Annotated in this window: 23 protein-coding genes and 1 pseudogene; 19 read left to right on the forward strand and 5 right to left on the reverse strand. The window is 71.9% G+C overall.

Features of this window, described 5'->3' with window-relative positions; genetic code table 11:
* Positions 1-90: 90 nt before the first annotated feature.
* The 7 genes from ACZ43N_RS27245 (at position 91) to ACZ43N_RS27275 (ending at position 9,880) form a co-directional block, all read left to right on the forward strand.
* Positions 91-1,224 carry a YihY/virulence factor BrkB family protein gene (locus ACZ43N_RS27245; protein WP_468101116.1) on the forward strand — a complete coding sequence of 378 codons (1,134 nt, stop codon included), beginning with the start codon at positions 91-93 and terminating at the stop codon, positions 1,222-1,224.
* Between the two features lie 60 nt (positions 1,225-1,284).
* A complete protein-coding gene (locus tag ACZ43N_RS27250) occupies positions 1,285-1,830 on the forward strand; it encodes a phosphatase PAP2 family protein (protein WP_468101118.1) in 546 nt (181 codons plus the stop codon).
* Between the two features lie 43 nt (positions 1,831-1,873).
* Complete coding sequence (locus ACZ43N_RS27255) at positions 1,874-2,866, forward strand: cyclase family protein (RefSeq protein ID WP_468101120.1); 993 nt, start codon at positions 1,874-1,876, stop codon at positions 2,864-2,866.
* Between the two features lie 126 nt (positions 2,867-2,992).
* On the forward strand, positions 2,993-5,878 hold the full coding sequence (locus ACZ43N_RS27260) for a SpoIIE family protein phosphatase (RefSeq protein ID WP_468101122.1): 2,886 nt from the start codon (positions 2,993-2,995) through the stop codon (positions 5,876-5,878).
* A gap of 143 nt (positions 5,879-6,021) precedes the next feature.
* Entirely contained in the window at positions 6,022-7,569 is a 1,548-nt protein-coding gene (locus ACZ43N_RS27265) for a sugar ABC transporter ATP-binding protein (RefSeq protein WP_468101124.1), read from the forward strand.
* The gene (locus ACZ43N_RS27270; RefSeq protein ID WP_468101126.1) at positions 7,566-8,663 is read left to right on the forward strand and encodes an ABC transporter permease; all 1,098 of its coding nucleotides are present in this window, start codon (positions 7,566-7,568) and stop codon (positions 8,661-8,663) included. Before ACZ43N_RS27265 ends, ACZ43N_RS27270 begins: the two co-directional genes overlap by 4 nt.
* On the forward strand, positions 8,660-9,880 hold the full coding sequence (locus tag ACZ43N_RS27275) for a substrate-binding domain-containing protein (protein ID WP_468101128.1): 1,221 nt from the start codon (positions 8,660-8,662) through the stop codon (positions 9,878-9,880). The genes ACZ43N_RS27270 and ACZ43N_RS27275 overlap by 4 nt, the downstream gene beginning before the upstream one ends.
* 57 nt (positions 9,881-9,937) lie before the next feature.
* On the opposite strand, the gene ACZ43N_RS27280 is transcribed toward ACZ43N_RS27275, so the two are convergent.
* On the reverse strand, positions 9,938-10,123 hold the full coding sequence (locus ACZ43N_RS27280) for a hypothetical protein (RefSeq protein ID WP_468101130.1): 186 nt from the start codon (positions 10,121-10,123) through the stop codon (positions 9,938-9,940).
* Positions 10,124-10,386: 263 nt separating this feature from the next.
* A complete protein-coding gene (bla, locus tag ACZ43N_RS27285) occupies positions 10,387-11,325 on the reverse strand; it encodes a class A beta-lactamase (RefSeq protein WP_468101222.1) in 939 nt (312 codons plus the stop codon).
* Between the two features lie 164 nt (positions 11,326-11,489).
* Between bla and ACZ43N_RS27290 the strand changes: the two genes are divergently transcribed.
* From ACZ43N_RS27290 to ACZ43N_RS27305, 4 genes are all read left to right on the forward strand, one after another.
* Positions 11,490-12,395 carry a LysR family transcriptional regulator gene (locus ACZ43N_RS27290; protein ID WP_468101132.1) on the forward strand — a complete coding sequence of 302 codons (906 nt, stop codon included), beginning with the start codon at positions 11,490-11,492 and terminating at the stop codon, positions 12,393-12,395.
* On the forward strand, positions 12,392-13,342 hold the full coding sequence (locus ACZ43N_RS27295) for a serine hydrolase (protein ID WP_468101134.1): 951 nt from the start codon (positions 12,392-12,394) through the stop codon (positions 13,340-13,342). Before ACZ43N_RS27290 ends, ACZ43N_RS27295 begins: the two co-directional genes overlap by 4 nt.
* Before the next feature lie 244 nt (positions 13,343-13,586).
* A complete protein-coding gene (locus ACZ43N_RS27300; protein WP_468101136.1) occupies positions 13,587-14,927 on the forward strand; it encodes an LCP family protein in 1,341 nt (446 codons plus the stop codon).
* A 112-nt stretch (positions 14,928-15,039) separates the two neighbouring features.
* Positions 15,040-15,195, forward strand: a complete 156-nt coding sequence (locus ACZ43N_RS27305; RefSeq protein WP_468101138.1) for a hypothetical protein — start codon at positions 15,040-15,042, stop codon at positions 15,193-15,195.
* A 206-nt stretch (positions 15,196-15,401) separates the two neighbouring features.
* On the opposite strand, the pseudogene ACZ43N_RS27310 reads toward ACZ43N_RS27305, so the two are convergent.
* A pseudogene (locus ACZ43N_RS27310) lies at positions 15,402-15,992 on the reverse strand (response regulator); the annotation flags it as partial.
* Between the two features lie 87 nt (positions 15,993-16,079).
* Here ACZ43N_RS27310 and ACZ43N_RS27315 point away from each other — a divergent pair.
* Both ACZ43N_RS27315 and ACZ43N_RS27320 read left to right on the forward strand, forming a co-directional pair.
* Positions 16,080-16,574, forward strand: coding sequence for a GNAT family N-acetyltransferase (locus ACZ43N_RS27315; protein WP_468101140.1), 495 nt, complete (start codon positions 16,080-16,082; stop codon positions 16,572-16,574).
* 193 nt (positions 16,575-16,767) lie between these two features.
* Positions 16,768-17,271, forward strand: coding sequence for a hypothetical protein (locus ACZ43N_RS27320; protein WP_468101142.1), 504 nt, complete (start codon positions 16,768-16,770; stop codon positions 17,269-17,271).
* Positions 17,272-17,921: 650 nt separating this feature from the next.
* Here ACZ43N_RS27320 and ACZ43N_RS27325 read toward each other — a convergent pair.
* The gene (locus ACZ43N_RS27325) at positions 17,922-18,389 is read right to left on the reverse strand and encodes a hypothetical protein (RefSeq protein WP_468101143.1); all 468 of its coding nucleotides are present in this window, start codon (positions 18,387-18,389) and stop codon (positions 17,922-17,924) included.
* A 706-nt stretch (positions 18,390-19,095) separates the two neighbouring features.
* Between ACZ43N_RS27325 and ACZ43N_RS27330 the strand changes: the two genes are divergently transcribed.
* The 3 genes from ACZ43N_RS27330 to ACZ43N_RS27340 all read left to right on the forward strand — a co-directional run bounded on the left by ACZ43N_RS27330 (position 19,096) and on the right by ACZ43N_RS27340 (position 22,989).
* A complete protein-coding gene (locus ACZ43N_RS27330; RefSeq protein WP_468101145.1) occupies positions 19,096-19,734 on the forward strand; it encodes a phosphoribosylanthranilate isomerase in 639 nt (212 codons plus the stop codon).
* Positions 19,735-19,887: 153 nt separating this feature from the next.
* Complete coding sequence (locus tag ACZ43N_RS27335) at positions 19,888-21,351, forward strand: aminotransferase class I/II-fold pyridoxal phosphate-dependent enzyme (RefSeq protein WP_468101146.1); 1,464 nt, start codon at positions 19,888-19,890, stop codon at positions 21,349-21,351.
* 201 nt (positions 21,352-21,552) lie between these two features.
* The gene (locus ACZ43N_RS27340; RefSeq protein ID WP_468101148.1) at positions 21,553-22,989 is read left to right on the forward strand and encodes a cytochrome P450; all 1,437 of its coding nucleotides are present in this window, start codon (positions 21,553-21,555) and stop codon (positions 22,987-22,989) included.
* Between the two features lie 7 nt (positions 22,990-22,996).
* Here ACZ43N_RS27340 and ACZ43N_RS27345 read toward each other — a convergent pair whose 3' ends face one another.
* Positions 22,997-23,908 (reverse strand): amidohydrolase family protein, encoded by a 912-nt coding sequence (locus tag ACZ43N_RS27345; protein ID WP_468101150.1) that lies wholly within the window; start codon positions 23,906-23,908, stop codon positions 22,997-22,999.
* 197 nt (positions 23,909-24,105) lie between these two features.
* Here ACZ43N_RS27345 and ACZ43N_RS27350 point away from each other — a divergent pair, with 197 nt between their 5' ends.
* Genes ACZ43N_RS27350 through ACZ43N_RS27360 form a run of 3 tightly spaced genes read left to right on the forward strand, consistent with a single transcriptional unit; the run spans position 24,106 to position 26,599 of the window.
* Positions 24,106-25,251 carry an ABC transporter ATP-binding protein gene (locus tag ACZ43N_RS27350; protein WP_468101152.1) on the forward strand — a complete coding sequence of 382 codons (1,146 nt, stop codon included), beginning with the start codon at positions 24,106-24,108 and terminating at the stop codon, positions 25,249-25,251.
* Complete coding sequence (locus ACZ43N_RS27355; protein WP_468101154.1) at positions 25,248-25,913, forward strand: ABC transporter permease; 666 nt, start codon at positions 25,248-25,250, stop codon at positions 25,911-25,913. The genes ACZ43N_RS27350 and ACZ43N_RS27355 overlap by 4 nt, the downstream gene beginning before the upstream one ends.
* The gene (locus ACZ43N_RS27360) at positions 25,910-26,599 is read left to right on the forward strand and encodes an ABC transporter permease (protein ID WP_468101156.1); all 690 of its coding nucleotides are present in this window, start codon (positions 25,910-25,912) and stop codon (positions 26,597-26,599) included. Before ACZ43N_RS27355 ends, ACZ43N_RS27360 begins: the two co-directional genes overlap by 4 nt.
* Positions 26,600-26,609 lie beyond the last annotated feature (10 nt).

Here is a 26,609-nt window from a genome sequence, read left to right on the forward strand (position 1 = left end):
GAGCCGGGCGTAACGGATATTGTCGGGAACACTCGACATTTCTGGCTAAACGGGCGCATAGGTGCTCCCCGTGCGGATACGCGTGGGCGCATGGTGCGGACACTGAAACGGCTCAGAAGGCATGGCGACCACCACGCGCACGAGGGCGAGGCCGACGCCGTGGAGGAAAGGGTGGACCGGAGGGAGCCGGAGGAGCAGTCCCTCGACCGTGAGGACCGGGTTGGGCGAGCGCCCGAGGAGCGGCCCCTCGGACCGGACGAGCAGGTGGAGCGGCGAGCGCCGGACCAACCCACGCAGGTGCTCAAACGCTCCTGGTCGGCCGTGCTCAAGGGGACGCTCAAGGAGTTCAAGGACGACGAACTGGCCGACCGGGCCGCGGCTCTGACCTACTACGGCATCCTCTCGCTCTTCCCGGCGCTGCTGGTGCTCGTCTCCCTCCTCGGGATCACCGGCCGGTCGGCAACCCGGCAGGTGCTGGACAACATCCAGAGCCTGGCGCCGGGCTCCGCGCGGGAGATCCTCCAGGACGCGGTGCGGCAACTCCAGGGCAACGCGGGGATCGGCTCCGTCATGGCGATCGTCGGTCTGGTGCTGGCGGTGTGGTCCACCTCCGGCTACGTCGCCGCGTTCATCCGCACCGCCAACGCCGTCTATGACATCCCCGAGGGCCGCCCCGTCTGGAAGGTGCTGCCGATCCGGGTCGCCGTGACGGTCGTCCTGCTGGTCCTCGTGGTGATCAGCGCGCTGATCGTCGTGTTCACTGGGGCCCTGGCTCGCGAGGCCGGTTCGGCCCTCGGCATGGGCGACACGGCCCTGACCGTGTGGTCGATCGCCAAGTGGCCGGTGCTCGTGGCCCTGGTCACCGTCATGATCGCGCTGTTGTACTGGGCGACTCCCAACGCCAAGGTGCGTGGCTTCCGCTGGGTGACTCCCGGCAGTCTCCTGGCACTGCTGATCTGGATGGTCGCCTCGGCCGGGTTCGCGGTGTACGTGGCGAACTTCGGCTCGTACAACAAGACGTACGGCACCCTCGCCGGTGTGATCGTCTTCCTGGTGTGGCTGTGGATCACGAATCTGGCGATTCTGCTCGGCCTGGAGTTCGACGCGGAGCTGGCCCGTCAGCGAGCCGTCGCGGGAGGTCATCCGGTCGAGGAGGAACCGTACGTCCAGCCACGTGACACCCGGAAGTGGACCGACGAGGACCGACGGCGACTGCGCACCTGAGCGAGCGCTCGTGAGAGTCGGTTCGCCGCCCCCGGCGGCGCGGACGGGAGAACGCTGCCGATGAAACTGATGGCGCGGCTGCGCGCGAACGACCGGAGGCTGGCCCGCAGGCTGATCGACTGCGGGCCCTCCTGGGCACGGCGGGTGCTGCCCATGGTGGAGGAGTCGGCCGAGCACACCAAGGTGTGGTGGGCCGTGGCCGTGACGCTGGCCGCCACGGGAGGGCGCGGCCGGGTGGCCGCGATCGCCGGTGTGACGGGCATGTGGACGGCACAGCTCCTGTCCAACATGGTCGCCAAACAGGTCTACCGGCGCCGCCGCCCGCCCCCGGAGTGGGTCCCGCCGGACGAACTGCAGGACCGTCCCGAGAGTTCCTCCTTCCCCTCCGGTCACACGGCCGCCGCCTTCGCCTTCGCGGGCGCCGTCGGATCGGTGTGGCCGCCCCTCGGCGCGACCTGCGGGGTGCTGGCGGTGCCGGTGGCCGTCGAACGCGTGCACAGCGGCGCGCACTATCCCTCCGACGTGGCCGCCGGCGCCGCGATCGGCCTGGCCTCGGCGGCCCTCGTCCGGGCCGCCCCCCGGCTGCTGTGGCGCCGGATGCTCTGACCGGGCACGGTGGATCCGGATCCCCCCGGTGTCATGTGCGGGAGTGCCGATGAGTCCGACGTCCGCCGAGACCCCGCCCCCCGAGCGGGCGGCCGACCACGATGGCGACGCCGCCGGGAACGGCCCCGTCGTCTCCCGGCAGGAGTTCGACCGGATCTTCGAGGCCGTCCGCACCTGGGGCCGCTGGCACCCCGCCGACCGGGGCGCGTGGAACCGTGTGACCGAGGAGCATGTGCAGAGGGCCGCCGCGCACGTGCGGTCGGGGCAGGTCGTCCCGATGGCGCTGCCGTGGAACACTCGGCCGGGCCCGGACAACCGCAAGCCCGCCCTGCACCACATGACCGACCTCGGCGACGTGGAGAGCCCGGAACCCACGACCTACAAGGACTTCCTCGCCGCGGACTACCACGGCAAGGGCGTCACCCATCTGGACGCGCTGTGCCACATCGCCTACGGAGGGCGGCTCTACGACGGCAGGGCGGCCCGCGAGTCCGTCGACACGGCCGGCGCCCGCTTCGGTGCGGTGGCCGCGCTCGGCCCCCTCGTCACGAGGGGTGTGCTGCTCGACCTCCCCGCCGTGCTCGGGGTCCGCTGGCTGGAGCCGGGTCGAGCCGTGCACGCGAGGGACGTCCTCGCCGCGGAGAAGGCGCTCGGGGTCACGATCGGCGAGGGCGATGCCGTACTGCTGCGCTCCGGCCATGTCCGCCGCCGCGGGGAACGCGGCGCCTGGGACCCCGACACCGCGAGCGCAGGGTTCCATGTGGACGCCGTACCGCTGCTGGCCGAACGGGGGATCTCCCTGCTAGGCGGCGACGGCGACAACGACGTACGGCCCTCGCCCGTGCCGGGGGTGCACTCGCCGGTCCACGCCCTGGCCGTGACCGCGATGGGGGTGCCCCTGCTGGACAACCTCGATCTGGAGGCGCTCGCCACGGCCACCGCGGAGGCAGGGCGGTATGCGTTCCTCCTCGTCGTCGCCCCGCTGAACGTCCCCGGAGGGACCGGCTCACCCGTCAACCCGGTCGCGGTCCTGTGACCGAACGGCCCCCTCGTCTCCATGCCAGTCCCTTGCCGACCGTGACTCGTGTTGCCGATGCCCGTATCCTCGGCAATGCCGGATACTTCCGAAAAGCTGGTTATCGAAGGCGCGTGCGAGGCGAGCGTGGTCCGTTCCGACGGCGAGCCGATTCTCACGGGGCGTGCGACACAAGGCACGGGACCCGCCCGTTTCCGTGAGCTGTTTCTCCAGGGTGAACCGGTCGAGACCGGTGTCCGGACATCGATCCTGCACTCCTGGCGGCGCTCCCGGTCCCTGGGACTGTCGCCCAACCAGTCCGAGCTGCCCTTCAACGACGACTTCGACCCCGACAGCCGTATCGTCCGCGCGGCCACACCGGTGCTCGACCGGCTGCAGTCCCGGTTCGCCGGCAGCGCCATGAACATCTCCCTCGCCGACGGGAACGGGACAGTGCTGATGCGCCGTTTCGGCCGGGCGTCGATGGCCCGGAGTCTCCCGGCGATCCAGACCGTGCCGGGCTTCGTCTTCGCCGAGCGGTTCGCCGGCACCAACGGCATCGGCCTCGCCCTGGCGGAGCGGCGGCTCATCGGGGTCTACGGCGCGGAGCACTTCGCCGAACGCTCCCAGGCCAGCGCCTGCCGGGCCCTTCCCGTCCGAGACCCGCTGAGCGGCCGTATCGAGGGCGTCCTGTGCTTCGGCTACCCCCGCAGCGCCGAGGACCCGGCGCTGACGCCCGTGATCCGCAAGGCGGCCGCGGCCATCGAACGCCGGCTGCTGGCACAGAGTTCCACCCGCGAGCGCTCCCTGCTCCAGGCGTACACGGTGGCCGAGGCGAAGGCCGGCGGCGGCCTGCACCACAGCGTCCACATGAACGCCCTGGCCCTCGAACTCGGCCCCGGCGACCGGGCGATCCTCGTGGAGAAGGCCGCCGAGCTGATCTCCCGCGCCCAGCGGGCGGCTGTCGACGTGCACCTGCCGGACGGCCGGCGGATCACACTCGTCAGCCGTCCCATGACGAGCGCCTCCGGAGTCGAGGGCGTCGCCATCGAGGCCGTCCTCCCGGGCCCCTCCCGCCCGCTCCCCGACATCCCGCGCCAGGTCGAGGAACTCGTCCAGCCCGCCGCGCCCACCACCCTCCCGCCGCTGAACGGTCTCCCCCTGGTCGGTGCCTCCGCCGGACCCGTCAGCGCCGGAACCCTCGGTCCGCCCGGTCAGGTCCCCGGCACCGCCGGCCCCGCGACCGGTCCCCCGGCCACCCCCACCGTCGTGCACGTCGACGTCGACGGCGCCCCGGGCGACGACCCGGGTCCCGCAGCACCCCATGCCCGAGGGCTGCTGATGGTGGGGGAGCCGCACGTCGGGACGTACGCCCTGGCCGCACGACGCCGCATGGAGCTGCTGTCGGAGAGCGGCGCCCGCATCGGCACCACCCTCGACGTGCGCCGTACCGCCCAGGAACTCGCCGAGACGATCGTCCCGCGCCTGGCCGACCACGTCACCGTCGACCTGGCCGAACCCGTCCTGCGCGGCGAGGAGGCCACGGACCCCCGCGCCGACCTGCGCCGCATGGTGGTCCACGGCGTCGGCGACGACCTCCCCTTCAGCCCCGTGGGCAAACAGGCCGAGTACGGACCGACCGCGCCCCAGCTGCGCTGTCTGACCGCCGGGGAAGCGGTCCTGGAACCCGATCTGGCGGGCGCCGCCGACTGGCTGGCCCAGGACCCCGAGCACACCGAACGGCTGCTGCGGCACGTCCGCTCCCTCATCGCGGTGCCCCTGGTCGCACGCGGTGTCGCCCTCGGTGTGGCCACCTTCTACCGGGCCCACGACTCCGCGCCCTTCGACGACGACGACCGCCGGCTGGCCCAGGAACTCGCCCACCGTGCCGCCCTGTCCCTGGACAACGCCCGGCGCTACACCCGCGAACGCACCATGGTCCTGGCCCTCCAGCGCAGCCTCCTCCCGCACGGTGTGCCCGACCAGGACGCCGTCGAGGTGGCCCACCGCTATCTGCCCGCCGAATCCGACGTGGGCGGCGACTGGTACGACGTCATCCCGCTCTCCGGCGCGCGCATCGGCCTCCTCGTGGGCGACGTCGTCGGCCACGGCATGTTCTCCGCCGCCACCATGGGCCGGCTGCGCACGGCCGCCCGCAGCTTCGCCGAACTCGACTTCCCGCCGGACGAGGTCCTCACCCACCTCGACAACCTCGTGGGCCGACTGGACCGCGAGGACCCCGTCTCCTACGGGGCCGGCATCATCGGCGCGACCTGCCTCTACGCCGTCTACGACCCGACCACGCAGCAGTGCACCATGGCCCGCGCCGGCCACCCGCCGCCCGCGCTGGTCCACCCCGACGGCACCGTCTCGTTCCCCGACCCGCCCGCCGGGCCCCCGCTCGGCCTGGGCGGCCTGCCCTTCGAGGCCCTGGAGGTCCACCTTCCCGAAGGCAGTGAACTGGTCCTCTACACCGACGGGCTCATCGAGGACCGCACCCGCGACGTCGACGTGGTCCTCGACCAGTTGAGCACCGCCCTCTCCCAGGCCGAGCGCACACCGGAGGAGACCTGCCGGGCGGTCCTGGACACCGTGGCACCGGCCCACCCGGCCGACGACATCGCCGTGGTCGTGGCCCGGACCCACGCCTTCGACGCCAGCCGCATCGCCACCTGGGAGCTGCCCGCCGATCCGGCCCGCGTCAGCGAGGTCCGCGCCTCGGCCATGCGCACGCTCGCCGACTGGGGCCTCGACGAGGCCGCCTTCGCCGCGGAGCTGATGCTCAGCGAGCTGGTCACCAACGCCATCATCCACGGCAGCGGACCCATCCGGGTCCGGCTGCTGCGCGACCGCTGCCTGATCTGCGAGGTCTCCGACACCAGCAACACCGCCCCGCACCTGCGCCGGGCGGCCAGCACCGACGAGGGCGGCCGCGGTCTGTTCCTCGTCGCTCAGCTGGCACAGAGCTGGGGCACGCGCTACACACCGGAGGGCAAGGTCATCTGGGCCGCCTGCAACCTCGAAGGCGTCTGAGACGTCAGGTCCCTCCGGAGCAGCCCCGCTGATCCGTCGTGGCAACACCGAGCGGGGAAATGCCTGAATTATTGTGATACGTACGGCTACTATCGCTGACGCGAGTCATGAAGAACTCGCCAGGCCGACCCCCGGAGCTGTCCGTGCACGACGTTCACGACACCTCTGCGCAGGAGGTCCCCGCCGACGGGGCGGAACCCCTGGTCCGCATCCGCGGGCTCGCCAAACGGTTCGGCGGGACCCTCGCGCTGGCCGGGGTCGACCTGGATGTCCACGCCGGCACCGCCCTCGCCCTCCTCGGCCCCAACGGGGCCGGCAAGTCCACCCTCATCAAGGTGCTCGCGGGCGTCCACCACGCCGACGCCGGACGCGTCACGGTCGACGGACATCCGCTCGGCAGCCAGGCCGCCTCCCACCGCATGTCCTTCATCCACCAGGACCTCGGCCTGGTGGAGTGGATGACGGTCGCCGAGAACATCGCCCTGAGCACCGGGTACGCCCGCCGGGCCGGGCTGATCTCCTGGCGCCGGACCCGGGAGCGCTGCACCGAGGCCCTGCGGAGCGTCGCCGGACACCTCGACCCCGACACCACCGTGTCCCGGCTCGCACCGGCCGAGCGCTCCCTGGTCGCCGTCGCCCGGGCCCTCGCGGCACGGGCGAAACTCATCATCCTCGACGAGCCGACCGCCCGCCTCCCCGCCGCGGACTGCGCCCGGCTCTTCCACGTCCTGCACACCCTGCGCGACCGGGGCCACGGCATCCTCTACGTCACCCACCGCCTGGACGAGGTGTACGAGGTCGCCGACTCCTTCGCCGTCCTGCGCGACGGCCGCCTCGTCCGTCACGGCCCCCTGGCGGGCCACAGCCCCGCCCGCCTCGTCGGCGACATCACCGGCGAGGAGCCGACCGGCCACCACCCGGCCCCGGCCCGCACCGACGGCCCGCCCGTACTGCTGCTCGAAGGCGTTCGGACCGCCGGAACCGGACCGGTCGACCTGGAACTGAGGGCCGGGGAGGCCGTGGGCCTGGTCGGGCTCTCGGGCGCCGGGCACCTGGACCTCGGCCGGGCTCTCGCGGGCTCCCGGCCCCTCCTCGGCGGACGGGCGCTGCTCGCGGGGCGCCCCTACCACCCCCGTACGGTCGCCGAGGCGGTCGCACGCGGAGTCGCCTTCGTGCCCGGCGACCGACAGCGGGAGGGCTGCCTCACCGAGCTGACCGTGCGGGAGAACCTCCTGGCCAACCCGGCCGCGGCGGGCCCGGCGGCGCCGCGCTGGATCCGGCCCCGCCGGGAACGCGCCGACGCCGTCGCCCTGATCGACCGGTTCTCCGTCCGGCCCCGGGACAGCGAGGCCGTCATCGCCACGCTGTCCGGCGGCAACCAGCAGAAGGTCATGCTCGGCCGCTGGCTCCGCACCGCGCCCGACCTGCTGATCCTGGAGGAGCCCACGGCGAGCGTCGACGTCGGGGCCAAGGCCGCGATCCACCGGCTGCTCGACGAGGCGCTCGCCCGTGGCCTCGCCGTCCTGCTGCTGTCCACCGACTTCGAGGAGGTCGCGGGGGTCTGCGGCCGCGCCCTGGTCTTCGTCCGCGGAACCGTGACGACCGAACTGAGCGGCCCCGCCCTCACCGTCCCGGCACTCACCCGGGCAGCCTCGGCCCTGCCCCCCTCCCGAACCGCCGGGAACCCATGACGGCCCCGCCCTCCCCGCCACCGGCCGGACGGCGCCGACGGAACCCGCTGACCCGGTCGGGCCGACCCGGCCGCCCGGCCCACCGCGGGGGACACCTCGTCGGCGCCTACGGACTCCTGGTCCTCACCGGCCTGCTCTACCTGGTCTTCTCCCTCGCCCTGCCCCGCACCTTCCCCACCCTGGACACCCTCGACTCGATCCTGTCCACGCAGTCCATCCCGGCCGTCCTCGCACTGGCCGCCATGGTCCCCATCGTCACCGGCGCGTTCGACCTCTCCCTCGGATACGGCCTCGGGCTGGCCCACGTCATGGTGCTGCACCTCATCGTCGACGCGGGCTGGCCCTGGCCGCTCGCCTGCCTCACCGTGATCACCGGGGGAGTGACGGTGGGCGTCCTCAACGGCGTCATCGTCGAGTTCGGCCGGATCGACTCCTTCATCGCGACCCTGGGCACCGGCAGCATGATGTACGCCGTGACCGGCTGGATCACCGACGGCGGCCGGATCGTCCCCGGCCCGGAAGGACTGCCGGCCGGCTTCACCGACCTCTACGACTCCACCTTCCTGGGCCTTCCGGTCCCGGCCTTCTACGTCCTCGCCCTCACGGTCGCCCTCTGGGTGGTACTGGAGCGGCTGCCGCTCGGCCGGTACCTGTACGTAGTGGGCTCCAACCCGCGCGCCGCCGATCTCGTCGGCATCCCCGTCCGCAAGTACACCGTCTGCGCCTTCGCCACCTCGGGGATGATCGTCGGCTGCGCGGGCGTCCTGCTCGCCGCCCAGCAGCAGATCGGCAATCCGAGCGTCGGCCTCGACTACCTGCTGCCGGCCTTCGTCGGCGCCCTCCTCGGCGCAACCGCGATCAGACCCGGCCGCCCCAACCCCCTCGGCACCCTCGTCGCGGTCGCCGTCCTCGCCGTCGGCCTGACCGGTATCGCACAGATGGGCGCCGAGTTCTGGACGGTACCCCTGTTCCACGGCGGCACCCTGCTGCTGGCCGTCGGCCTGGCGGGCTACTCCGCGCGCCGCCGACTGCGTACCGGCGCCGCCACCACCCCGGACGCCGTGGCCGCGGCCCCCCAGGACGGCAGCCCATGACCCGTACCGCGCACACCACCACCGAGTCCCGGACCCCTCCGCGAGGAGCCCTCGTGCACCATCACCGCACCACCACCCACGGCACCCGCACGGCCCGGTCCGCCGCCACCCTCCTGCTGGCGGCGGCCGCGGTCCTGACCGGCTGTGAACGCGGCTCGTCGAGCGGCTCGGGGGACTCCCCCTCCACCGCGAACGGCTGTCCGGCGGCCCACGCCAGGGCCCAGGACGCCGTCAGCCGGGCGGAGCGGACCGACGTCCCCTGGAACGGGCCGGCCAACGGTCCCGCCGCGGTACCGGACAGGACCATCGTCTACGTCGCCCAGACCATGACCAACCCCGGAGTGGCCGGCGCCGCCGAAGGCGTACGGGAGGCCGCGCGGGTCATCGGCTGGAACGTCCGGGTGATCGACGGCGGCGGCACCCCGGCGGGCATCCAGGCGGCGATGAGCGAGGCCCTGGCCCTCAGGCCCTCCGGCATCGTCATCGGCGGCTTCGACCCCAACTCGACCTCGCAGCAGGTAGCCCGGGCGAACGCGGCGGACATCCCGCTCGTCGGCTGGCACGCGGTCCCCTCCCCGGGCCCCAGCAGGCAGCCCCCGCTCTTCACCAACGTCACCACCCAGGTCGAGGCCGTGGCCAGGATCAGCGCCCAGTGGGTCATCGCGGACTCCGACGGGAACGCCGGGGCCGTCGTCTTCACCGACGCCTCCATCCCCTTCGCCAAGAACAAGTCCGAGCTGATCAGGAAGGAGCTGGCCACCTGCCCGGGTGTCCGGCTGCTCGCCTACGAGAACATCCCCATCCCGGACGCGAGCAGCCGTACGCCGCGTGAGGTCTCCTCGCTGCTCTCCCGCTTCCAGGACCGGTGGACCCACTCGGTGGCCATCAACGACCTCTACTTCGCCGATGCCGCCCCGGCGTTCCGCGCGGCCGGGCGGAAGGGCTCGGGACCGCCCTTCAACATCGGTGCGGGAGACGGCGACCCCTCCGCGTTCCAGCGCATCAACAACCGCCAGTACCAGGCGGCCACCGTGCCCGAGCCGCTGTCCCTCCAGGGCTGGCAGATCGTCGACGAGTTCAACCGGGCCTTCTCCGGCAGACCCGCCAGCGGATACGTGGCTCCCGTGCACATCACGACCGCCGACAACAGCGAGGACGCCACGACCTGGAACCCGTCCGGCTACCAGGAGGCGTACCGGAAGATCTGGGGCAGGTGACGGCTTCCGGCGGTGGCGCGCGTGGCCCCGCCCCGGACCTGCCCGCGGGGGTGTGGCTCAGGTGCCGATCCTGGCGGCGACGATCGGCGCGAGACGGTCGGCGATGACCCGGTGGCCCCGGTCGTCGGGGTGGACCGAGTCGGTGAGGTCACCGGAGCCCAGCCGGCCCGTGGTGTCCACGAAGGAGACCCGCGAGTCGCCGCCCGCGACCGCCGCGCGGACGGCCGCCTCGGTCTGCGGCACGTACCGACCGCGGAAGGTCTCCAGCGCGAAGATCCAGGCCTGGTTGCGGATACGCGGCGCGTACCGTGCGCAACAGACTCATGTACGCCGACTGGAACTGCGTCGAACTCACGCCGTGGCCCACGTCGTTGGCGCCGAGGAGATGACGACCGCGTCGGCCCGGTACCGGGAGGGGACCCGGTCGGGAGTGGCCGCGTTGCCGCACAGCCTCTCCCCCGAAGCAGTGAACGATTCATGGTCAGGGCCCTCGCAGCGGACACGACCTAGCGGTCCAGGCCGTCGACCGCGGCGGTGGCGGCACGGGCGATCAGGGCGTCGCGGCGTTCCGCGTTCTGCTGGTCGCGGCTGGTCATGACTGCCAGCACGACGGGGTTCCCGCCGTCCTCGGGCCAGAGCACGGCGATGTCGTTGCGGCCCCCGTAACCGGCGGTGCCGCTCTTGTCGGCCACGGTCCAACTGTCCGGGACACCGGCCCGGACGAGTGTGCCGCCGGTCCGGTTCGTCTCCATCCAGGTGCGCAGGAGCGTGCGCTCATTCCGCTTCAGGGCGTCGCCGAGGAGGAACGCCCGCAGGCTTCCGGCCATCGCCCGCGGAGTGCTCGTGTCGCGGATGTCGCCGGGCCTGCCCTCGCTCAGGTCCGGCTCGGTCCGGTCCATCTCGGTGACGTCGTCGCCGAGTTCCTCGAGGACCCTCTCCAGCCCGTCGGGACCGCCGAGTTCGTCGAGGAGCAGGTTGGCGGCCGTGTTGTCGCTGTACCAGAGGGTGGCGGCGCACAGTCCGCTCAGGCTCATCCCGGTCTCGACGAAGTTCTCCGTCACGGGCGAGTTCTCGATGATGTCGTCGCGCTCGTAGGTGACGACCTTGTCCATGCCGTCCTCGCCGTACTTCCGGAGCACGGCGCCCGCCGCCAGCGCCTTGAACGTGGAGGCGTATGCGAACCGTTGGTCGGCCCGGTAGACCACCGAACGGCCCGTGCCGGTGTCCACGGCGTAGACGCCCAGCCGCGCGTCGAACTCGCGCTCCAGCTTCCGGAACGCGGAATCGGTGGCCCGCGCGGCCACCGGTGCCGCGGCCCGACCGGAACCCGTGGCCGGGCCGGCCGCGGACCCCTTCTCCTGACCGCAGGCCGGCAGCGCCGCAAGTGCGAGCAAGCAGGCCGCCGCACCCGCGATGCGGTGGCGTCGGCGAGGCGGGAACGGCATGGAGCGAGTCATGGAACGAACCTCCGAGTAGTCGTCGAAAGAGCAGACGGAGAGCTGGACTCCCGGGGGAGATGCCCCCGTTGGGCATCACTGTGCGGGGCGCTCCGTCGCGCGGTCCAAGACGGCGACGCTCGTATCCATGCCGATTTGGCATAGTGGGGATCGTGGATCTTGTAGCGGCGTGCCGGGCGTTCGTCCATGTGAGCGAACACGGCAGTTTCACGGTGGGCGCGGCGGCGGCCCGTACGGCTCAGTCCGTCGTGAGCCGCCGCGTCGCCGCGCTGGAGGAGCGGCTGGGCGACCGGCTGTTGGAGCGTTCCTCGCGCGCGGTGGCGCTGACCCCGTTCGGCCGGGACATGCTTCCCCTGGCGCGCCGGCTCGTCGAACTCGCCGACCGGCTCGACCACGAGGCGGAGGCCGCACGGCGCAGACCGCTGCGGCTGGCCGTCCCCGCCGACTGCTCCACCGGGGACCTCGCCCGCCTCATCGCCGAGGCGCGAGAGCAGGGAGTCCCGCTCGACCCGCGTCCCGCCGGACCGGCGGAACGGGCCGACCTCGTCACATCCCGGCAGGTCCGTGCGGCGCTGCTGGCGGTGGCTCCGGCGGGGGCGGACTGGACGGTGCGGCTGGGTCTCGCGGTCGGCGACGCCTCGCACGGCGGTCCCATCTACCTCGACACCCTGCGCCCCGGCCGCGCCGACCGCGACCGGCGGGCCCGTCGGGTCTGGCTCCCGCCGGAGGACGACGTACCCCACATCAGGGACCGTCTGACCCGGCTCGGTGACGCCGTCGGACTGCTTCCGGCGCAGCTGGCCGTCGCCCCGTCCCTCGCCGTCGCCGCGGCGGACGTACTGAGCCGGGGCGACGCGGTGCTCTGCTCGGCCGCGCAGGCCCGTGAACTCGACCTGCACTGGCGCCCCGTCGGCGAACTCGACGCGGGCTTCGCCCGGGGTTTCTCCCTGGCTCTCGCGGACCCGGCGGACACCGAAGCCGGCCGTGTGCGGCAGGTGTGTGCCCGGGGCATCGCCCGGTGCCTCGGTGCCACCGGACACGCCGAGGCGGTCGCGTGACCACGGGCACCGAACGGCTCCTGGGAGACCTGCGCCGGACCCTCCGCGACGGCGGTCTGTACGGGTCGTTCCTCGTACGGGACCTGGAGACGGGCGAGGAGATCGGGATCGACCCGGACGTGCCGTTCCCCGTCGCCTCCCTGGTGAAGGTGCCCCTCGCCCTGGCGACGCTGGAACGCATACGGCGCGGGGAACTCGACGGCGCCGACGTCATCGAGGTGCCGCCCGGCCGGATCACCACTCCGGGGCCCACCGGCCTGTGCCGGTTCCGCCACCCTGCCCGGATCGCCGTGGACGACCTGCTCTACCTCAGCACCAGCATGAGCGACAGCAACGCCGCCGACGCACTCTTCGCACTCACCCCGCCGTCCCGCGTCGAGGCGTTCCTCAGGCAGTGGCGGCTGGACGGCCTCTCCGTACGGCACACCATGCGGGAACTGATGGAGACCCCGATGGAGCGGTTCGACACGGCCGACACGCATCTCGCGTATGCTCTCGCGATCGACGCCGGTACGCCCGGGCGCGGTCACCGGGTGCCGCAGCTCGACGTCTCCCGCGCCAACTCCGGCACGGCACGGGCCTGTGTGGACCTCCTCCAGGCGGTGTGGGAGTCGCGGCCGGACCCCGCCGGCGCCGAGACGCCCGTGATCCACCCCGAGGTCGCGGCCGGGGTACGCGGTCTCATGGCCGACAACGTCGTACGCCACCGTCTCGCCCCGGACTTCGCCACCGACGCCTCCCACTGGTCGTCGAAGACCGGCACCCTGCTCCATCTGCGCCACGAGGCGGGTGTCGTCGAGCACGCCGACGGCCGCAGGTACGCCGTGGCCGCCCTCACCGAGTCCCGGGTGGCCGCCCGCATGCAGCCGGGCGCCGATGCCCTCATGGGCCAGGTCGCCCGCCGTCTGCGCGACGAACTGCGTGCCCGCTGGGCCTCGCACGGCTGACCGGCCACCCCGGCCCGGTGGCGGGGCATGGGATCCCCTGACGACGGGAGGGCACGGGCGCTCACACCAGGGGGGTGAGCCGAGTTGGGCGCCCGTCCGTATGTCTCCAGGGATAGAGTCCTGGAGTTCGGTGATCACAAGTGCCGGGCGTGGAGCATCAGTCGACCGGCCGGATGCGGCCGAGGCGGGGGGAACGCCGGTGGTGGGTACGGGAAGGCGGCGCGCCGGGACCGGGGGCGGGGGAATGCGGCTCACGAGGCGGGGCAGGATCGTGGGCTGGGTCGCGGGCGTGTCCGCGGTGGTTGTGCTCGGCGTCGCGGGGGTCGGCGCCTGGGTGTACAAGGACCTCGACGACAACATCACCTCTGCCGACGTCGACGACAAGCTCGGCGGGAACCGTCCGGTGAACCTCAGCCCCGGATCCAAGAACATCATGGTGGTCGGCTCGGACAGCCGTGACGGCAAGAACGCCAAGTACGGCAGGAACCTGACCACCATGCAGTCGGACACGCTGATGGTGCTGCACATCCCCGCGAACCGGGAGTGGGCGACCGTGGTGTCGTTCCCCCGGGACTCGTGGGTCGAGATATCGGCGTGCGAGAAGGGCGGCGGCGGCACCTCGGGCGCGCATCGGGCGAAGATCAACGAGGCGTTCGCGATCGGCGGCTCCGCCGGTGAGGTCGCCGGGGCCGCCGCCTGCTCGATCCGGACGGTCGAGGCGAACACCGGGCTGCGCATCGACCACTTCATGTCCGTCGACTTCTCGGGCTTCAAGGGGATGGTCGACGCCCTGGAGGGCATAGAGGTCTGCCCTGAGCAGGCCATCCACGACGAGAACGCCCTCCTCGACATGGAGCCCGGCTGTCAGACGGTCAAGGGCGAGACGGCCCTCGGATACGTGCGCACCCGCTACGCCGTCGGCGACGGCTCGGACATCGGACGCATCGGGCGCCAGCAGGAGTTCATGGAGGCCCTCGCCGCCAAGGCGAAGTCCAAGCTGACCAGCCCCGGCGCGCTGTACGACTTCATGCAGTCCGCCACCAAGTCCCTGACCACGGACGAGGATCTCGCCGGCATCGACCCGCTCTACGACCTCGCCTCCGAACTCAAGGGCATCCCCAGCGACCGGCTGACCTTCCTGACCGTCCCCAACTACCCCCGAGAGGCGGACGTCCCCAGCGACCGGGCCAACGTCGTCTGGCAGTACCCGCACGCGGCCGACCTGTTCACCTCACTGGCCAAGGACCAGGAGGTCGACAAGAAGGAGCTCCAGACCCGGGCCAAGGACGAGCTGGTCTACGCCTCGAACGTGCGGGTGCAGGTCCTCAACGGCACCGGGGTGACAGGGCGCGCCGCCGCGGTCGCCGAGAAGCTGCGCGCGGCCGGTATCACCGTCGCAGGCACGGGCAACGCCCCTGAGACCAGCGCGAAGACAACGGTCAGTTACCCGCCGGGCCTGGCGAAGCAGGCGAAGGTCCTCACCTCACGCCTGCCCGACGCCCGTGCCGCCGAGGACGCGGGCTCCGCGCAGGGCGTGGTCACCCTCGTCGTCGGAACGGACCTCGATCCCGTCACCCTGCGGTGACCGGCCCTGGAAAGGGGCGAGCGGTCATTCAGGCTGTGCCGCAGGTACCGGCCGTTGCGGCTGATCACCCGCAACCGGTCGGCCGCCGGGTCGAAGCCCGGAAGGCGGCGAGTTGTCAGGCATCACGTCGGTGCGTGGCCCACCAACCGGCCAGGAGCGCGGCTGCCGCACACAGCGCCGTCACGAGCGTGCCGCGCTGCTCGGGGGCGAGGCTCGGGCGGGACGGCACGGCGACCACTGGCTGCTGTCCGTCGAGCTGCCGCTGTAGTTGATCCAGCGCCCCAGCCGTGGACCGTGGACTCGGCCGCGGCATGTGCCCAGGGCCTGCGCCCGCTGCCCGACCCGACGCGCCGGAACCGGACGAGGAGGGACGACCACACCTTGAACTGACAGGCCCGGCCGGCCCTGTCAGGGGATCGACCGGCGTCCGCCCCGACGAGCGGGACGACGAACGACACGATCGCCGCCCGATCCTCAGCGAGGGGAGACGAAGCCTGACTCGTATGCCGCGATGACCGCTTGGGTGCGGTCCCGTACGCCGGGTTTCGCCAGTACGGAGCTGACGTGCGACTTGACGGTCTCGGTCCCCACCACCAGGCGCTCGGCGATCTCCGCGTTCGACAGGCCTCGCGCCATGAGACGCAACACCTCCTCCTCGCGCTCGGTCAGTGCGGCACGCTCCATGGCGGCCTGAGCCGCGGCATTCCCGTGGTCCAGGCCGTAGGAGGAAGCCATCTGCCGCACCGCCGCCGGGAACAGCAGGGAGTCGCCCTCGGCCACCCGCCGGACGGCGTGCACGATCTCCGCCGGCCGTGCCCGCTTGAGCAGGAAGCCGTCGGCTCCCGCGCGCAGCGCCCCGTACACGTAATCGTCGTTCTCGAAGGTCGTCACGGCCACGATCTTCGGTGGGTCCACCACGGTGCGCAGTACCGTACGCGTGGCCTCGATGCCGTCCATCAGCGGCATGCGTACGTCCATGACGACGACATCGGGGCGCAGTTGCCGTACCAAGGGGATCACGGCCGCCCCGTCGGCGGCCTCGCCCGCCACTTCGATGTCCGGCTGATCTAGATCGTCATGCCTGGCTCGGGACTGTCTGCCACCGGCGGAAAACCAGGTGGCCTCAGCGCGCGATCTGGTTAGAGTCGGGCGATGTCCGAGCTGAAACGGCTGCATGCCTGCCACGCCCCGGCGGTCCTTGCCTTCGAGCTGGCGAACCGCAGCTACTTCGCGGCCTCGATCCCCGACCGCGGCGACGACTTCTTCGACCAGTTCACCGACCGGTTCAACGCCTTGCTGGCCGAGCAGGAGGCCGGCATCTGCGCCTTCTACGTGCTCGTCGCCGAGGACGGCTCGGTACTCGGTAGGTTCAACCTGTACGACGTGGAGGACGGCACTGCCATACTCGGCTACCGGGTCGCGGAGCGGGTCGCCGGCCGCGGCGTGGCCACCGCGACCGTCCGGGAGCTGTGCCGGACAGCGACAGCGACGCACAGCCTGCGCATCCTGCGGGCGGCCACGTCCCACGACAACGCCGCGTCCAGAAAGGTCCTGAGCAAGGCCGGCTTCGTCCCGGTCGGCCCTGCCACCCCGGCCGATCTCGGCGGCAAGTCAGGCACCTGGTACCAGCGCGACCTCCAGCCGTAGAGCTTGATCTTGCTCGTGGGGCTCATGGTCACCTCACCTTCGCGGGCGTCGGCCGTAGCCGCACGCCACTGCTTTCGGCGTTGCCGATCAGGAGTGGGGCTCCTCGCGCGGCCCATGGGGCCACGGAAGCCGCTACGGAATCAGGCTCTGCCTCCGACGAGCCAGCAGTGACAGAGAGACAGAGAGCCGTGAGATGAGTGACGAGGTAGGACGGGGTCAGGGAAGCGTCCCGGTTCAGTACCACCAGTTCGACATCAGTGAGGAGGACGGGCCGACCGGCCCCGATCTGGCCCGCAGGCACAACGGACTGGTGCGGGTAGTCGATGGCGTCACTGTTGTCCTGACCGGGATCCACACCGGCGACATCGACGTCACCGTCACCCTGTACCGGGCCGAGCCCGCGCCCGGCGACGGTGACTGGCAGGAGATCGTGGAGATCTCCGCACACTCTGCCTCCGGCGATCTCATGGTCCGCGGCTTGATGGATGACCTGGACGAGGAACTCCCCGTCCTGTCGTTCAACGGCCCCGGCAGCTACCGGCTGCGGGTGCATGCCCGCGGTCGGGACGCCGCCATCGATCTGGCCCCTGACGAAGTCACCGAGTGGTACCTCATCCAGGCCTGGCCGGCTCCGGCCCAGGAAGTGACAGTACTCCGCCAGACCGACAGCTATGGAGCCTCGGTCCGAGCCGGCTGAAGCCACCAAGGAAGCGCGATGCTGCCACGTCCGCCTTCACGGGGCGGGTGAGGCAACGCACGTCCAGGGGCGGCGCTGACAGGTCCTCCTCATGTCCACCTCAACGACCTCGATAGCGGTCGCATGATCGGCCGGACAGGCGCTAAAGATCCATTATCGCCCGAATTGGATATTTTCACGACTTGTGTAATAGTTATGCCGTGCGAGACCTCTACCCGAGGAGTACGGCCGCATGATCCACGGAGCCCACCCGAACGCTCCTGCCACTGCCCACCACGTGAACATCGCCCTCGCTCGCGACTGCGACAACTGTCGCGGCTGGGGAAGCGTCATCAACCAGGGACGGTTCGAGCTCTGCCCTGACTGCCAATGCCCGGCGCCGGACCTGTGAGGACGTCGCCCGGAGCGCCGATCCCGGCGAGCGCGACGAGGTCCGGAAGCAGCCCCGCTGGTTCATCCGGCAGCCTGTCCGCGGCCACCATGTCGGCAGCGGATGGTCGACGAAGCCCACCGCGTCCTTCGGCAGCGAGACCGCCGGCCCGGCCGACTTGACCATGCTCATCGGAAGGTCCGGCGCATCCATGCAGTGAATGGTCCTCGGCTGAGGCCGCTCTGTCCCCCTATCCCCCGAGAGCGTCAGTGAGCTGCTCTCAGGTGGCGCGGCGGTGGCCGAGGGTGGTCCTGGCAGTGTTGCGGATCCGCTTGGTACGGCCGGCCTCGGCAAGGATCTTGAGGGCCTCGGTGCTCGTCCCGGCGGCCACCTTGAGCTGGAGCCAGTCGGACGACGCAAGCAGGTCGTCCGGATGCCAGGGCAGCTTGAGCGTGACGGCGCGGAGGAGTGACCACTCCCGCAGGCGCCGAGCCAGGAAGGGGTGGTCGGTCGCTGCCTGGATCATCGCCTGCGCCCATTCCTGGTAGGACGAACCGGAGTGAAGGTCGGCGGCCCGGCGATCCACGTGCCGCAGCACTGCGGACTGGGCCATTGTCTTGTCCGGATCGGTGAGCACCCGGCCTACCAGGTCGATCTCGTCCGGGCCGGCAACGTGCCGCAGCTCTTCGAGGTAGGCCGCGAAACGGGCGTGCTCATCCGGGTCCTGCGGGATGCCATGGACGTTCACGCGGCTTGCTCCTCTCACTCGACCAGGACGACGTTCTTCCCCCGTGCGCCGGCGCGGACCAGCGACACCTGGGCGAACTCGTGCACGCAGCAGGTGATGCTGCCGGCATTGTGGACCCGGCACCTCTGTGGCCTGGCAGCGGGGGAGGAACGCCTGGGCGAGCGCACGTCGAAGGACCATGGCGCCGTCGCCGCTGACCAGCGCGGGGCCGCGCCCACCGCGTCGGCGGCAGTCGCGTGAGCGCGCCTGGCCGAGGCGGGCCGTCAGGCTCCCACCATCCGCCCACGCGCAGCCGTCGCCGACCCGGCTCGGCCCCGCAGGCGTCGGCCAACGCCCCCCGCGGGGGCGAGACGTACTCAGGCGAGATCCCGGAGTTCGCGATCCTGGACCACACCGGCGGGCCAGGGCCGGGATGTTGGACCACGCCGTGTGAATCCGTCGGCCCAACCGTCGAACCCTCCTCGGACAACGGTGAGTTGAGCGGTACCGATGTCCACTCCATCGCCTTCACGGGTGATGGAAGAACTCATGCGGATGATGAGCTGGTTCGCCCCGCCGGGAGAGCGGGGCACAAGCACCGCTCGGCAGGGATTCGTGACATGGTGCGGCCCCGTCCGGTGTACGTCGAGCAAAGGGATCCGCCGGCCCGGCGGGCGTGCGTACCCCACCCCCGAACAGGGCGATCGCGTTCCCGTCGGCGTCGCCGATGAGGCAGTCTGGGGCAGTGAGCAACTCCAGTGACTCCCTTTTCGTCAAGATCTGCGGTCTGCGGACCGAGCAGGACGTCGACACGGCTGTCGAGGCGGGCGCAGACGCCATCGGACTCGTCCTCACGGCCAGTCCGCGCCGCGTCGACGCGGCCACCGCCGCGCGGCTGTGCCGCCGGATCCCGGAACATGTCCTGACCGTCGGTGTCTTCCGCGGGGAAACCCTGGACGACGTACGGTCCCTGGCCGCCGACTCGGGCATCCGGGCCGTACAGCTGCACGGGTCGGAGGACCGCGGCTACTACGACGCCCTGGCGGCCGACGGCCGGACGCTGATCCGCGCCGCCGCGTTCGGCGAGTCGGTGCCGCGCTGTGGCGAGATGGGCGAGGACATGCTGCTGCTCGACGCGCCCGTACCGGGCTCCGGCATGGCCTGGGACTGGTCCCGGATGCCGTTGGCCGGCCCCGGCGAGAAGTGGCTTCTCGCCGGCGGTCTGACCCCCGAGAACGTACGGAACGCCGTCGACACCGCGCGGCCCTGGGGCGTCGACGTGTCGAGCGGCGTGGAACAGAGCCGAGGCGTCAAGGACCCCGCCCGGATCACCGCCTTCGTCCGGGCCGCCCGCGGCGGGAGGTGATCCGCCCGGCGCCGAGGTGCCGGGGACGGTCGCACGGCGTGAGTTGATCTGCGCGTTTCGCGGGCTCCGTACGCGCAACTCGGTGGGTGTACATGCGGAGGACCGTGCGGCGTCGTCGGGCGCGGTACGGACGGGACCCCCTTGGGAGGAAACATGGATCACTCGCGGGTGCCCGTGCTGGAGGCGCTGCAGGAGTTCCGCCGGCGCGGCGACATGGTGTTCGGGCCGCCCGGACACAAGCAGGGCCGCGGAGTGGACCCGCGGGTCGCGGAGATCGTCGGGCTCGATGTCTTCCGCTCCGACGTCCTCTCCCTCAACGGGCTGGACGACCGCCGTCAGTCGCAGGGGATCATCAGCCAGGCACAGGAGCTGATGGCCGACGCCGTCGGCGCCGAGCACGCCTTCTTCTCCACGTGTGGCAGCTCCCTGTCGGTGAAGACCGCCATGCTGTCCGTGGCCGGCCCCGGCGAGAAGATGCTGCTCTCCCGCAACGCACACAAGTCCGTGATCGCGGCCGTCGTCGTCAACGGGGTGGAACCGATCTGGGTCCACCCCAAGTTCGACGCCGAACGGCACCTCGCCCATCCGCCGGAGCCGGACGACGTACGCAGTCGCCTGGAGGAACACCCGGACGCCAAGGGCATGCTGCTGATCACGCCGACCGACTGGGGAACCTGTGCCGACGTCCGGGGTGTGGCCCGTGTGTGCCACGAGTACGACGTCCCCCTCATCGTCGACGAGGCCTGGGGCGCCCATCTGCCGTTCCACCCGGCGCTGCCCGCCTGGGGAATGGACGCCGAGGCGGACCTGGTGGTCACCAGCGTCCACAAGATGGGCGGCGCCGTCGAGCAGAGCTCCGTCTTCCACCTCCAGTACGACCGGGTCTCGCCGGAGGCCCTCAAGCAGCGCGAGGACCTGCTCGGCACCACCAGCGCCTCCTCGCTGGTGTTCGCCACCCTGGACGGCTGGCGCCGCCAGATGGTCCAGCACGGTCACGACCTGCTGGAGGCGGCGGTGCGCCGGGCGGAACGGATACGGACCACGGCCGGTGAGCTGCCGGGCCTGAGGCCGATGGGCCAGGAGGTCGTGGAGGAGGGGCTCGCCGCGGAGTTCGACCCGCTGAAGCTGGTCATCGACGTACGGGAGCTGGGCATCAGCGGGATGCAGGCCGCCGAGTGGCTGCGGACCCATCGGCATGTGGACGTCGGCGGATCCGACTCCTGCCGGATCAGCGCCTCGATCACCCACGCCGACGACGACGAGACCGAGAAGGTACTGCTCGACTCCCTGCGGGCCCTCGTCAACGCCGCCGACTCCATCGAACGGCAGCCGCCGGTCCGTCTGCCCGAGCCGTCGGCGCTGGAGCTGGAGCAGGCGATGCTGCCGCGCGACGCGTTCTTCGCCGAGGTCGACCACGTGCCCGCCGAGCGGGCGGCCGGCCGTATCGCCGCCGAGATGGTCAGCCCGTACCCGCCGGGCGTCCCCGTGATCGCCCCCGGCGAGGTGATCACCGACGAGGTCCTCGACTACCTGCGCAGCGGCGTCGAGCACGGCGTCCTCATCCCGGACGCGGCCGACCAGTCGGTCAGGACCCTGCGGGTGGTGGCACGGCACTGAGGACCCGCCACCGCGGGCCCGAACGCCCCCGGCGGCACCTTGGGCGCCCGGGACCTTTGACGGAGCGTGCCCCCTTTGTCGTGTCCGCGTCTGCGAATCCGGCCACCCGTCGTTCTCCGACGGGTTGGCCTGGGGTAAGGTCCCCACGGTTCCGGCTACCGGCTGAAGGTGTGCCGGTACGGGGAGTGTCGGAGGGGCGGCATGGTGGTGGAATTTCAGACGGGTGAGGGCGGGTCCGTGGACGCGGACGACAGGCGGTTGGAGGCGTTGGACCCCCAACCGCTGCTGACCCGGGACTACGAGATGCGCCCCTCGCTCGTGTACGAGCGGCTGCGGCAGCGGCACGGTGCGGTCGCGCCGGTCGATCTGCTGGGCGTCCCCGCCTGGCTGGTCCTCGGCTACAAGGAATCCCTGGAGGTGCTCCAGGACGACGACGGCTGGCCCAAGGGCCTGGAGAACTGGCGGGCCCGCTCGGAGGGCAGGGTGCCCGCCGACTGGCCGCTCGGACCCTCCCTGGAGGTCAATCACGTTCTGATCCAGGGCGGCTCGGGATACAAGCCGCTGCGGGCCGCGTGGGACACCGCGCTCCGCCCGTTCCAGGACCCGCGCCACGCCCAGGCCAAGCGGCTCAAGGCCGCCGTCACCGCCTGCGCCGACGACCTGATCACCCTGGTGGGCCAGGCCGGCGGCACGGGAATGGCCGACCTGTCCGCCCAGTTCTCCCGGCCGCTGCCGCTGATGGCGGCCAGTCACCTCCTCGGCTTCCCCGGCTCCCAGGGCGATGACGCGCTGATGGACATGTGGCGGGTGCTGGACGCCGGCCCGGACGCCGAGCCCGCGCTGGAGCGGCTGCTGGCGGCGCTCGCCGACCTGGCGGCGCAGAAGCTGAAGTCACCGGGCGACGACTTCCCCTCCTACCTCCTCGCCGCGCACCCCGGCCTCACACTCGACGAACTGGCCCGCGAGCTGTTCATGCTGCTGGGCATGACCTCCGACCACGTCGGCATCCTCATCTCCAACACAGTGGTCGAGGTCCTCTCGGGCGAGGGCAGCATCCGCGCCAGTCTGTCCGCCGGCATGGTCAGGGAGACCATGAACCGGGTGGTCATGCGCAAGCCGCCGCTGGTGAACTTCGTCCCGCGCTTCGCCGCCAAGGACACCCGGCTCGGCAGCTACATCATCCGCGCCGGCGACCCCGTCTGGGTCTCCTCCGCCGCCGCGCACGCCGACCCGGTCTTCGCCGACCACGCGGCGTCGAACACCACGGTCAGCACCCGCGCGCACCTCTCCTGGGGCGCGGGCCCCCGCCAGTGCCCCGCCCGCGAGCTGGCCTCCACGGTCGCGGCGGTCGGTGTGGGCCGCCTGTTCGAGCGGTTCACCGATCTGGAGCTCGCCCTGCCCGTCGACCAACTCCCTTGGCGTTCCTCGCCGTTCATGCGCGGCCTGCGCTCGCTGCCCGTGCGGTACGAACTGGCGCCGACGCCCGATCCGTCGTCGGCGGACCCCGCGGAGGCAGGGCCCGCGGGGGAGGCGGTGACGGGGGCGGAGGCGGCCGGGGCGGTGGCGCGGGATCGTTCCGCCCGGCAGCGCTCGTCGCTGTGGCGCTATCTGACGGGCCTGATCCGCACCGGCCGCTGACCTCGGTTCAGTCCCTGCCCGTGAGCAGGCGCCGGGGATTGGCGATACGGAAGGCATAGGCCGCCGCTCCGCCCAGGCCGAAGCCGGGATGGAGCGGCGGCTCCGCATAGGGCCGGTCGGAGCCCTGGACCACCGCGTCCACACCGAGGGCCCGCACGACGGAGTCCACGGCGGTGGGGCCGTACGACGACGTCTCCACGAAGACCCGCGCGTCCGTCCCGGCGAGGCCCGCGTCGCCGCGGGCGGCGAAGCGCTCCCCGTGCAACGGCGCCAGACCGGCCAGCAGGGCGAAGCAGACCCGCAGCCGGGGATGGCGGGGCCGGCCGAAGGCGCGGAAGGCGAACCAGGCGGCGTGCATCTGCTGGACGTACGGCACCATCGCGGGCCACCAGCCGGGCCCCTCGGCCCCCGCCCCGGAGCCGCCCACTGGTCCGGGGTGCACGAACAACGGGAGGTCGCGGTCCTCCAACAGGTCGAGCAGTGGGGCGCAGCGCGCGTAACCGGCCGCGTCGGCGAGGGCGTCGGCAGGGAGCTGGAGACCGACGAAGCCCCGGTCGAGATCCTCGGCGGCCGCGGCCGCGTCGATGTCCCGTACGCAGGCGGCGGCCCACGCCCCGAAGGGCTCAGGGAGGGCGGCCGCGCCTTCGTGGTAGGCGTCGAGCAGGGGCCGCGCCTGGCCCCCGGGCAGCCATTCGACACCGAGCGGGGAGGACAATGAGACGAGCGCCCGGCCGAGGCCGTCGGCCGCGGCCAGCTCCGCACGCCGGGCGATGTCATGGGCGGCGGGCGCGACCTCATAGGGCGGCTCACCGTCCAGGAACAGCGTCCAGCCGTCCATGAAGGGCGGCTCGCGGCGGGAGCGCAGAGCCGCCACCAGCGAGGGGGGCCACAGATGCTGGTGCACGTCGACGTTGGTCATGATGACTCCAGGAAAGCACGACGGCCGGGCGGACGGCCGTGGCACGCGCAAGCGAGGACAAGCCGCTGGATCCGTATGATCCGGACGCCCCGGAGCGACATCGTGTGAACGTAACGTGCCGTTCATGAAACTCCATTGACTGTCATTCAGTCACAGACAACTGTGCATGAGCATATGCAGTCGGTTGAGGGGCACTCTTGATCAGATTCGACGCGGTGAGCAAGAAGTATCCGAACGGCACGACAGCCGTGGACGATGTGACGGTGGAACTGGCCGAAGGCGCCATCACGGTCCTGGTCGGCCCCTCCGGCTGCGGCAAGACCACCACGCTGCGGATGATCAACCGCATGGTGGAGCCCACGGCCGGCACGGTCAGCCTGCGCGGCCGGGACATCCACGAGATCGACGCGCCCGAGCTGCGCCGGGGCATCGGCTACGTGATCCAGCACGCGGGGCTGTTCCCGCACCGTACGGTCCTCGACAACATCGCGACCGTGCCCCTGCTCCTCGGCTGGGGCAGGAAGAAGGCCCGCGCACGAGCCGCCGAGCTGCTCGAACTGGTGGGGCTGCCCGCCGAGATGGCGAAGCGCTATCCGAACCAGCTCTCCGGCGGGCAGCAGCAGCGCGTCGGCGTCGCCAGGGCGCTGGGGGCCGACCCGCCGGTGCTGCTGATGGACGAGCCGTTCAGCGCGGTCGACCCCATCGTGCGGGCGGAACTCCAGGCCGAGTTCGTCCGGCTCCAGAAGGAGCTGCACAAGACGATCGTGTTCGTCACCCATGACATCGACGAGGCGATCAAGCTGGGCGACCGCATAGCCGTGTTCCGCACCGGCGGCAGGCTCGCCCAGTTCGACACGCCCGAGCGGCTGCTCGCCGAACCCGTCGACGACTTCGTCGCCGGGTTCGTCGGCCAGGACCGGGGTATCCGTCGGCTGTCCTTCGTCCAGGCCGCCGGACTGCCGCTGCGTGACGGCCCGGTGCTGCCGGTCACCGCGTCGGTGGCGGTGGCCCGCGCCCTGGACGAGCCCTGGGTGCTCGTCGTCGACGACGCCCGCCGCCCCCTCGGCTGGACCCCGGTCGCCGGTCTGCCGGAGAGCGGCACCCTCGCGGACGCGACCCTGGTCCCGCTCGGTCACACCTTCAGCCTCGTCGGGGACTCGGCACGGGCCGCCCTCGACTCGGCGCTGCTGTCGCCCGCCCGGCTCGCGGTCGGCGTGGACGCCGAGGGCGCGGTGGCCGGCGTGGCCGACGCCCACGAACTGTCCGCCGGAGCGTCCTCCCCGAGTCGCCAGGAGGCGGCCGGGAGCCCGGTGGCCGCCGACAGTGCGGGCGGTGACCGATGAGCGACGGCGAACCGCTGGTGCGGTGGCAGTGGATAGCCGACCACACCGCCGAACTGGCCGACTACACCGCCCTCCATCTGCGACTCGGCCTGCTGCCGGTGCTGTTCGGGCTGATCGTCTCGGTCCCGCTGGGCATCCTCTGCCATCACCGGCGCCGGCTCTACCCGCCGGTGCTGACCGTGGCCAACATCCTGTACTCGATCCCGTCGCTGGCCCTGTTCATGGTCTTCGTCCGCTACACGGGGCTGACCGAACAGACGGTGATGATCCCGCTGACGCTGTACACCCTGTCGGTACTCGTGCCCAACGTCGTGGACGGCCTCGCCTCGGTCCCCGAACCGGTCCGGCTCGCCGCGACCGCCATGGGATTCGGCACCGTACGCCGGGTCGTCCAGGTCGAACTGCCCATCGCCGTGCCCGTCGTCATCGCAGGCGTCCGCGTGGCCGCGGTCTCCTCCATCAGTCTCGTCGCCGTGGGTCAGCTCATCGGGCAGGGCGGCCTCGGCTACTACATCACGCGCGGTCTCCAGCTCGACTTCCCGACGCCGATCGTCACCGCCATCGTGCTGATCATGCTGCTCGCGCTCGCCACCGACGCCCTTCTGGTCCTCACGCAGCGGCTGCTCACCCCGTGGTCCCGGAACAAGGTGACGACGGCATGAACGACTTCCTGAACCAGATGGAGCTGGTGGGGGACTGGCTGACGTCCCCGGCGCAGTGGCACGGCGACGAGGGGATCCCCGCGCGACTCCTCGAACACCTCACCTACAGCGGTCTGTCGCTGCTCGTCGCCGCGCTGATCGGGTTGTCGGCCGGACTGCTCGTCGGGCACACCGGCCGCGGGGCGTTCGCCGTGGCGAGCGTCGCGAACCTCGCGCGCGCGATCCCCACCTTCGGCCTGCTCGTCCTCGTCGTCACCCTCGCCGGGCTCAGCACCGCGCCGGTCCTGGCCGCCCTGATCGCGCTCGCGGTGCCGCCGATCCTCATCAACACCTTCGAGGGCGTACGGGGGGTGGACCCGGACACCAGGGACGCCGCGCGCGGCGTCGGTATGACCGAGTGGGAGGTCCTGGTGAAGGTGGAGGTGCCGATGGCGCTGCCCCTGATCCTGCTCGGCCTGCGGGTGGCCGCGATCCAGGTCGTGGCCACCGCGACCGTCGCCGCCTACCCGGGACTCGGCGGCCTGGGCCGCTTCATCGTCGACGGGCTCGCCCGCAACGACTACGAGCTGGTCATCGGCGGCTCCACGGTCGTCGTCGCCCTGGCCCTCGTCGTGCAGGCCGCCTTCACCGGGCTGCGGCGGGTCGTCGTCTCGCCGGGGCTGCGCGCCCCGGCCCTCAAATCCTGAACGCCGGTAG

Source organism: Streptomyces sp. NPDC030814 (assembly GCF_055572155.1).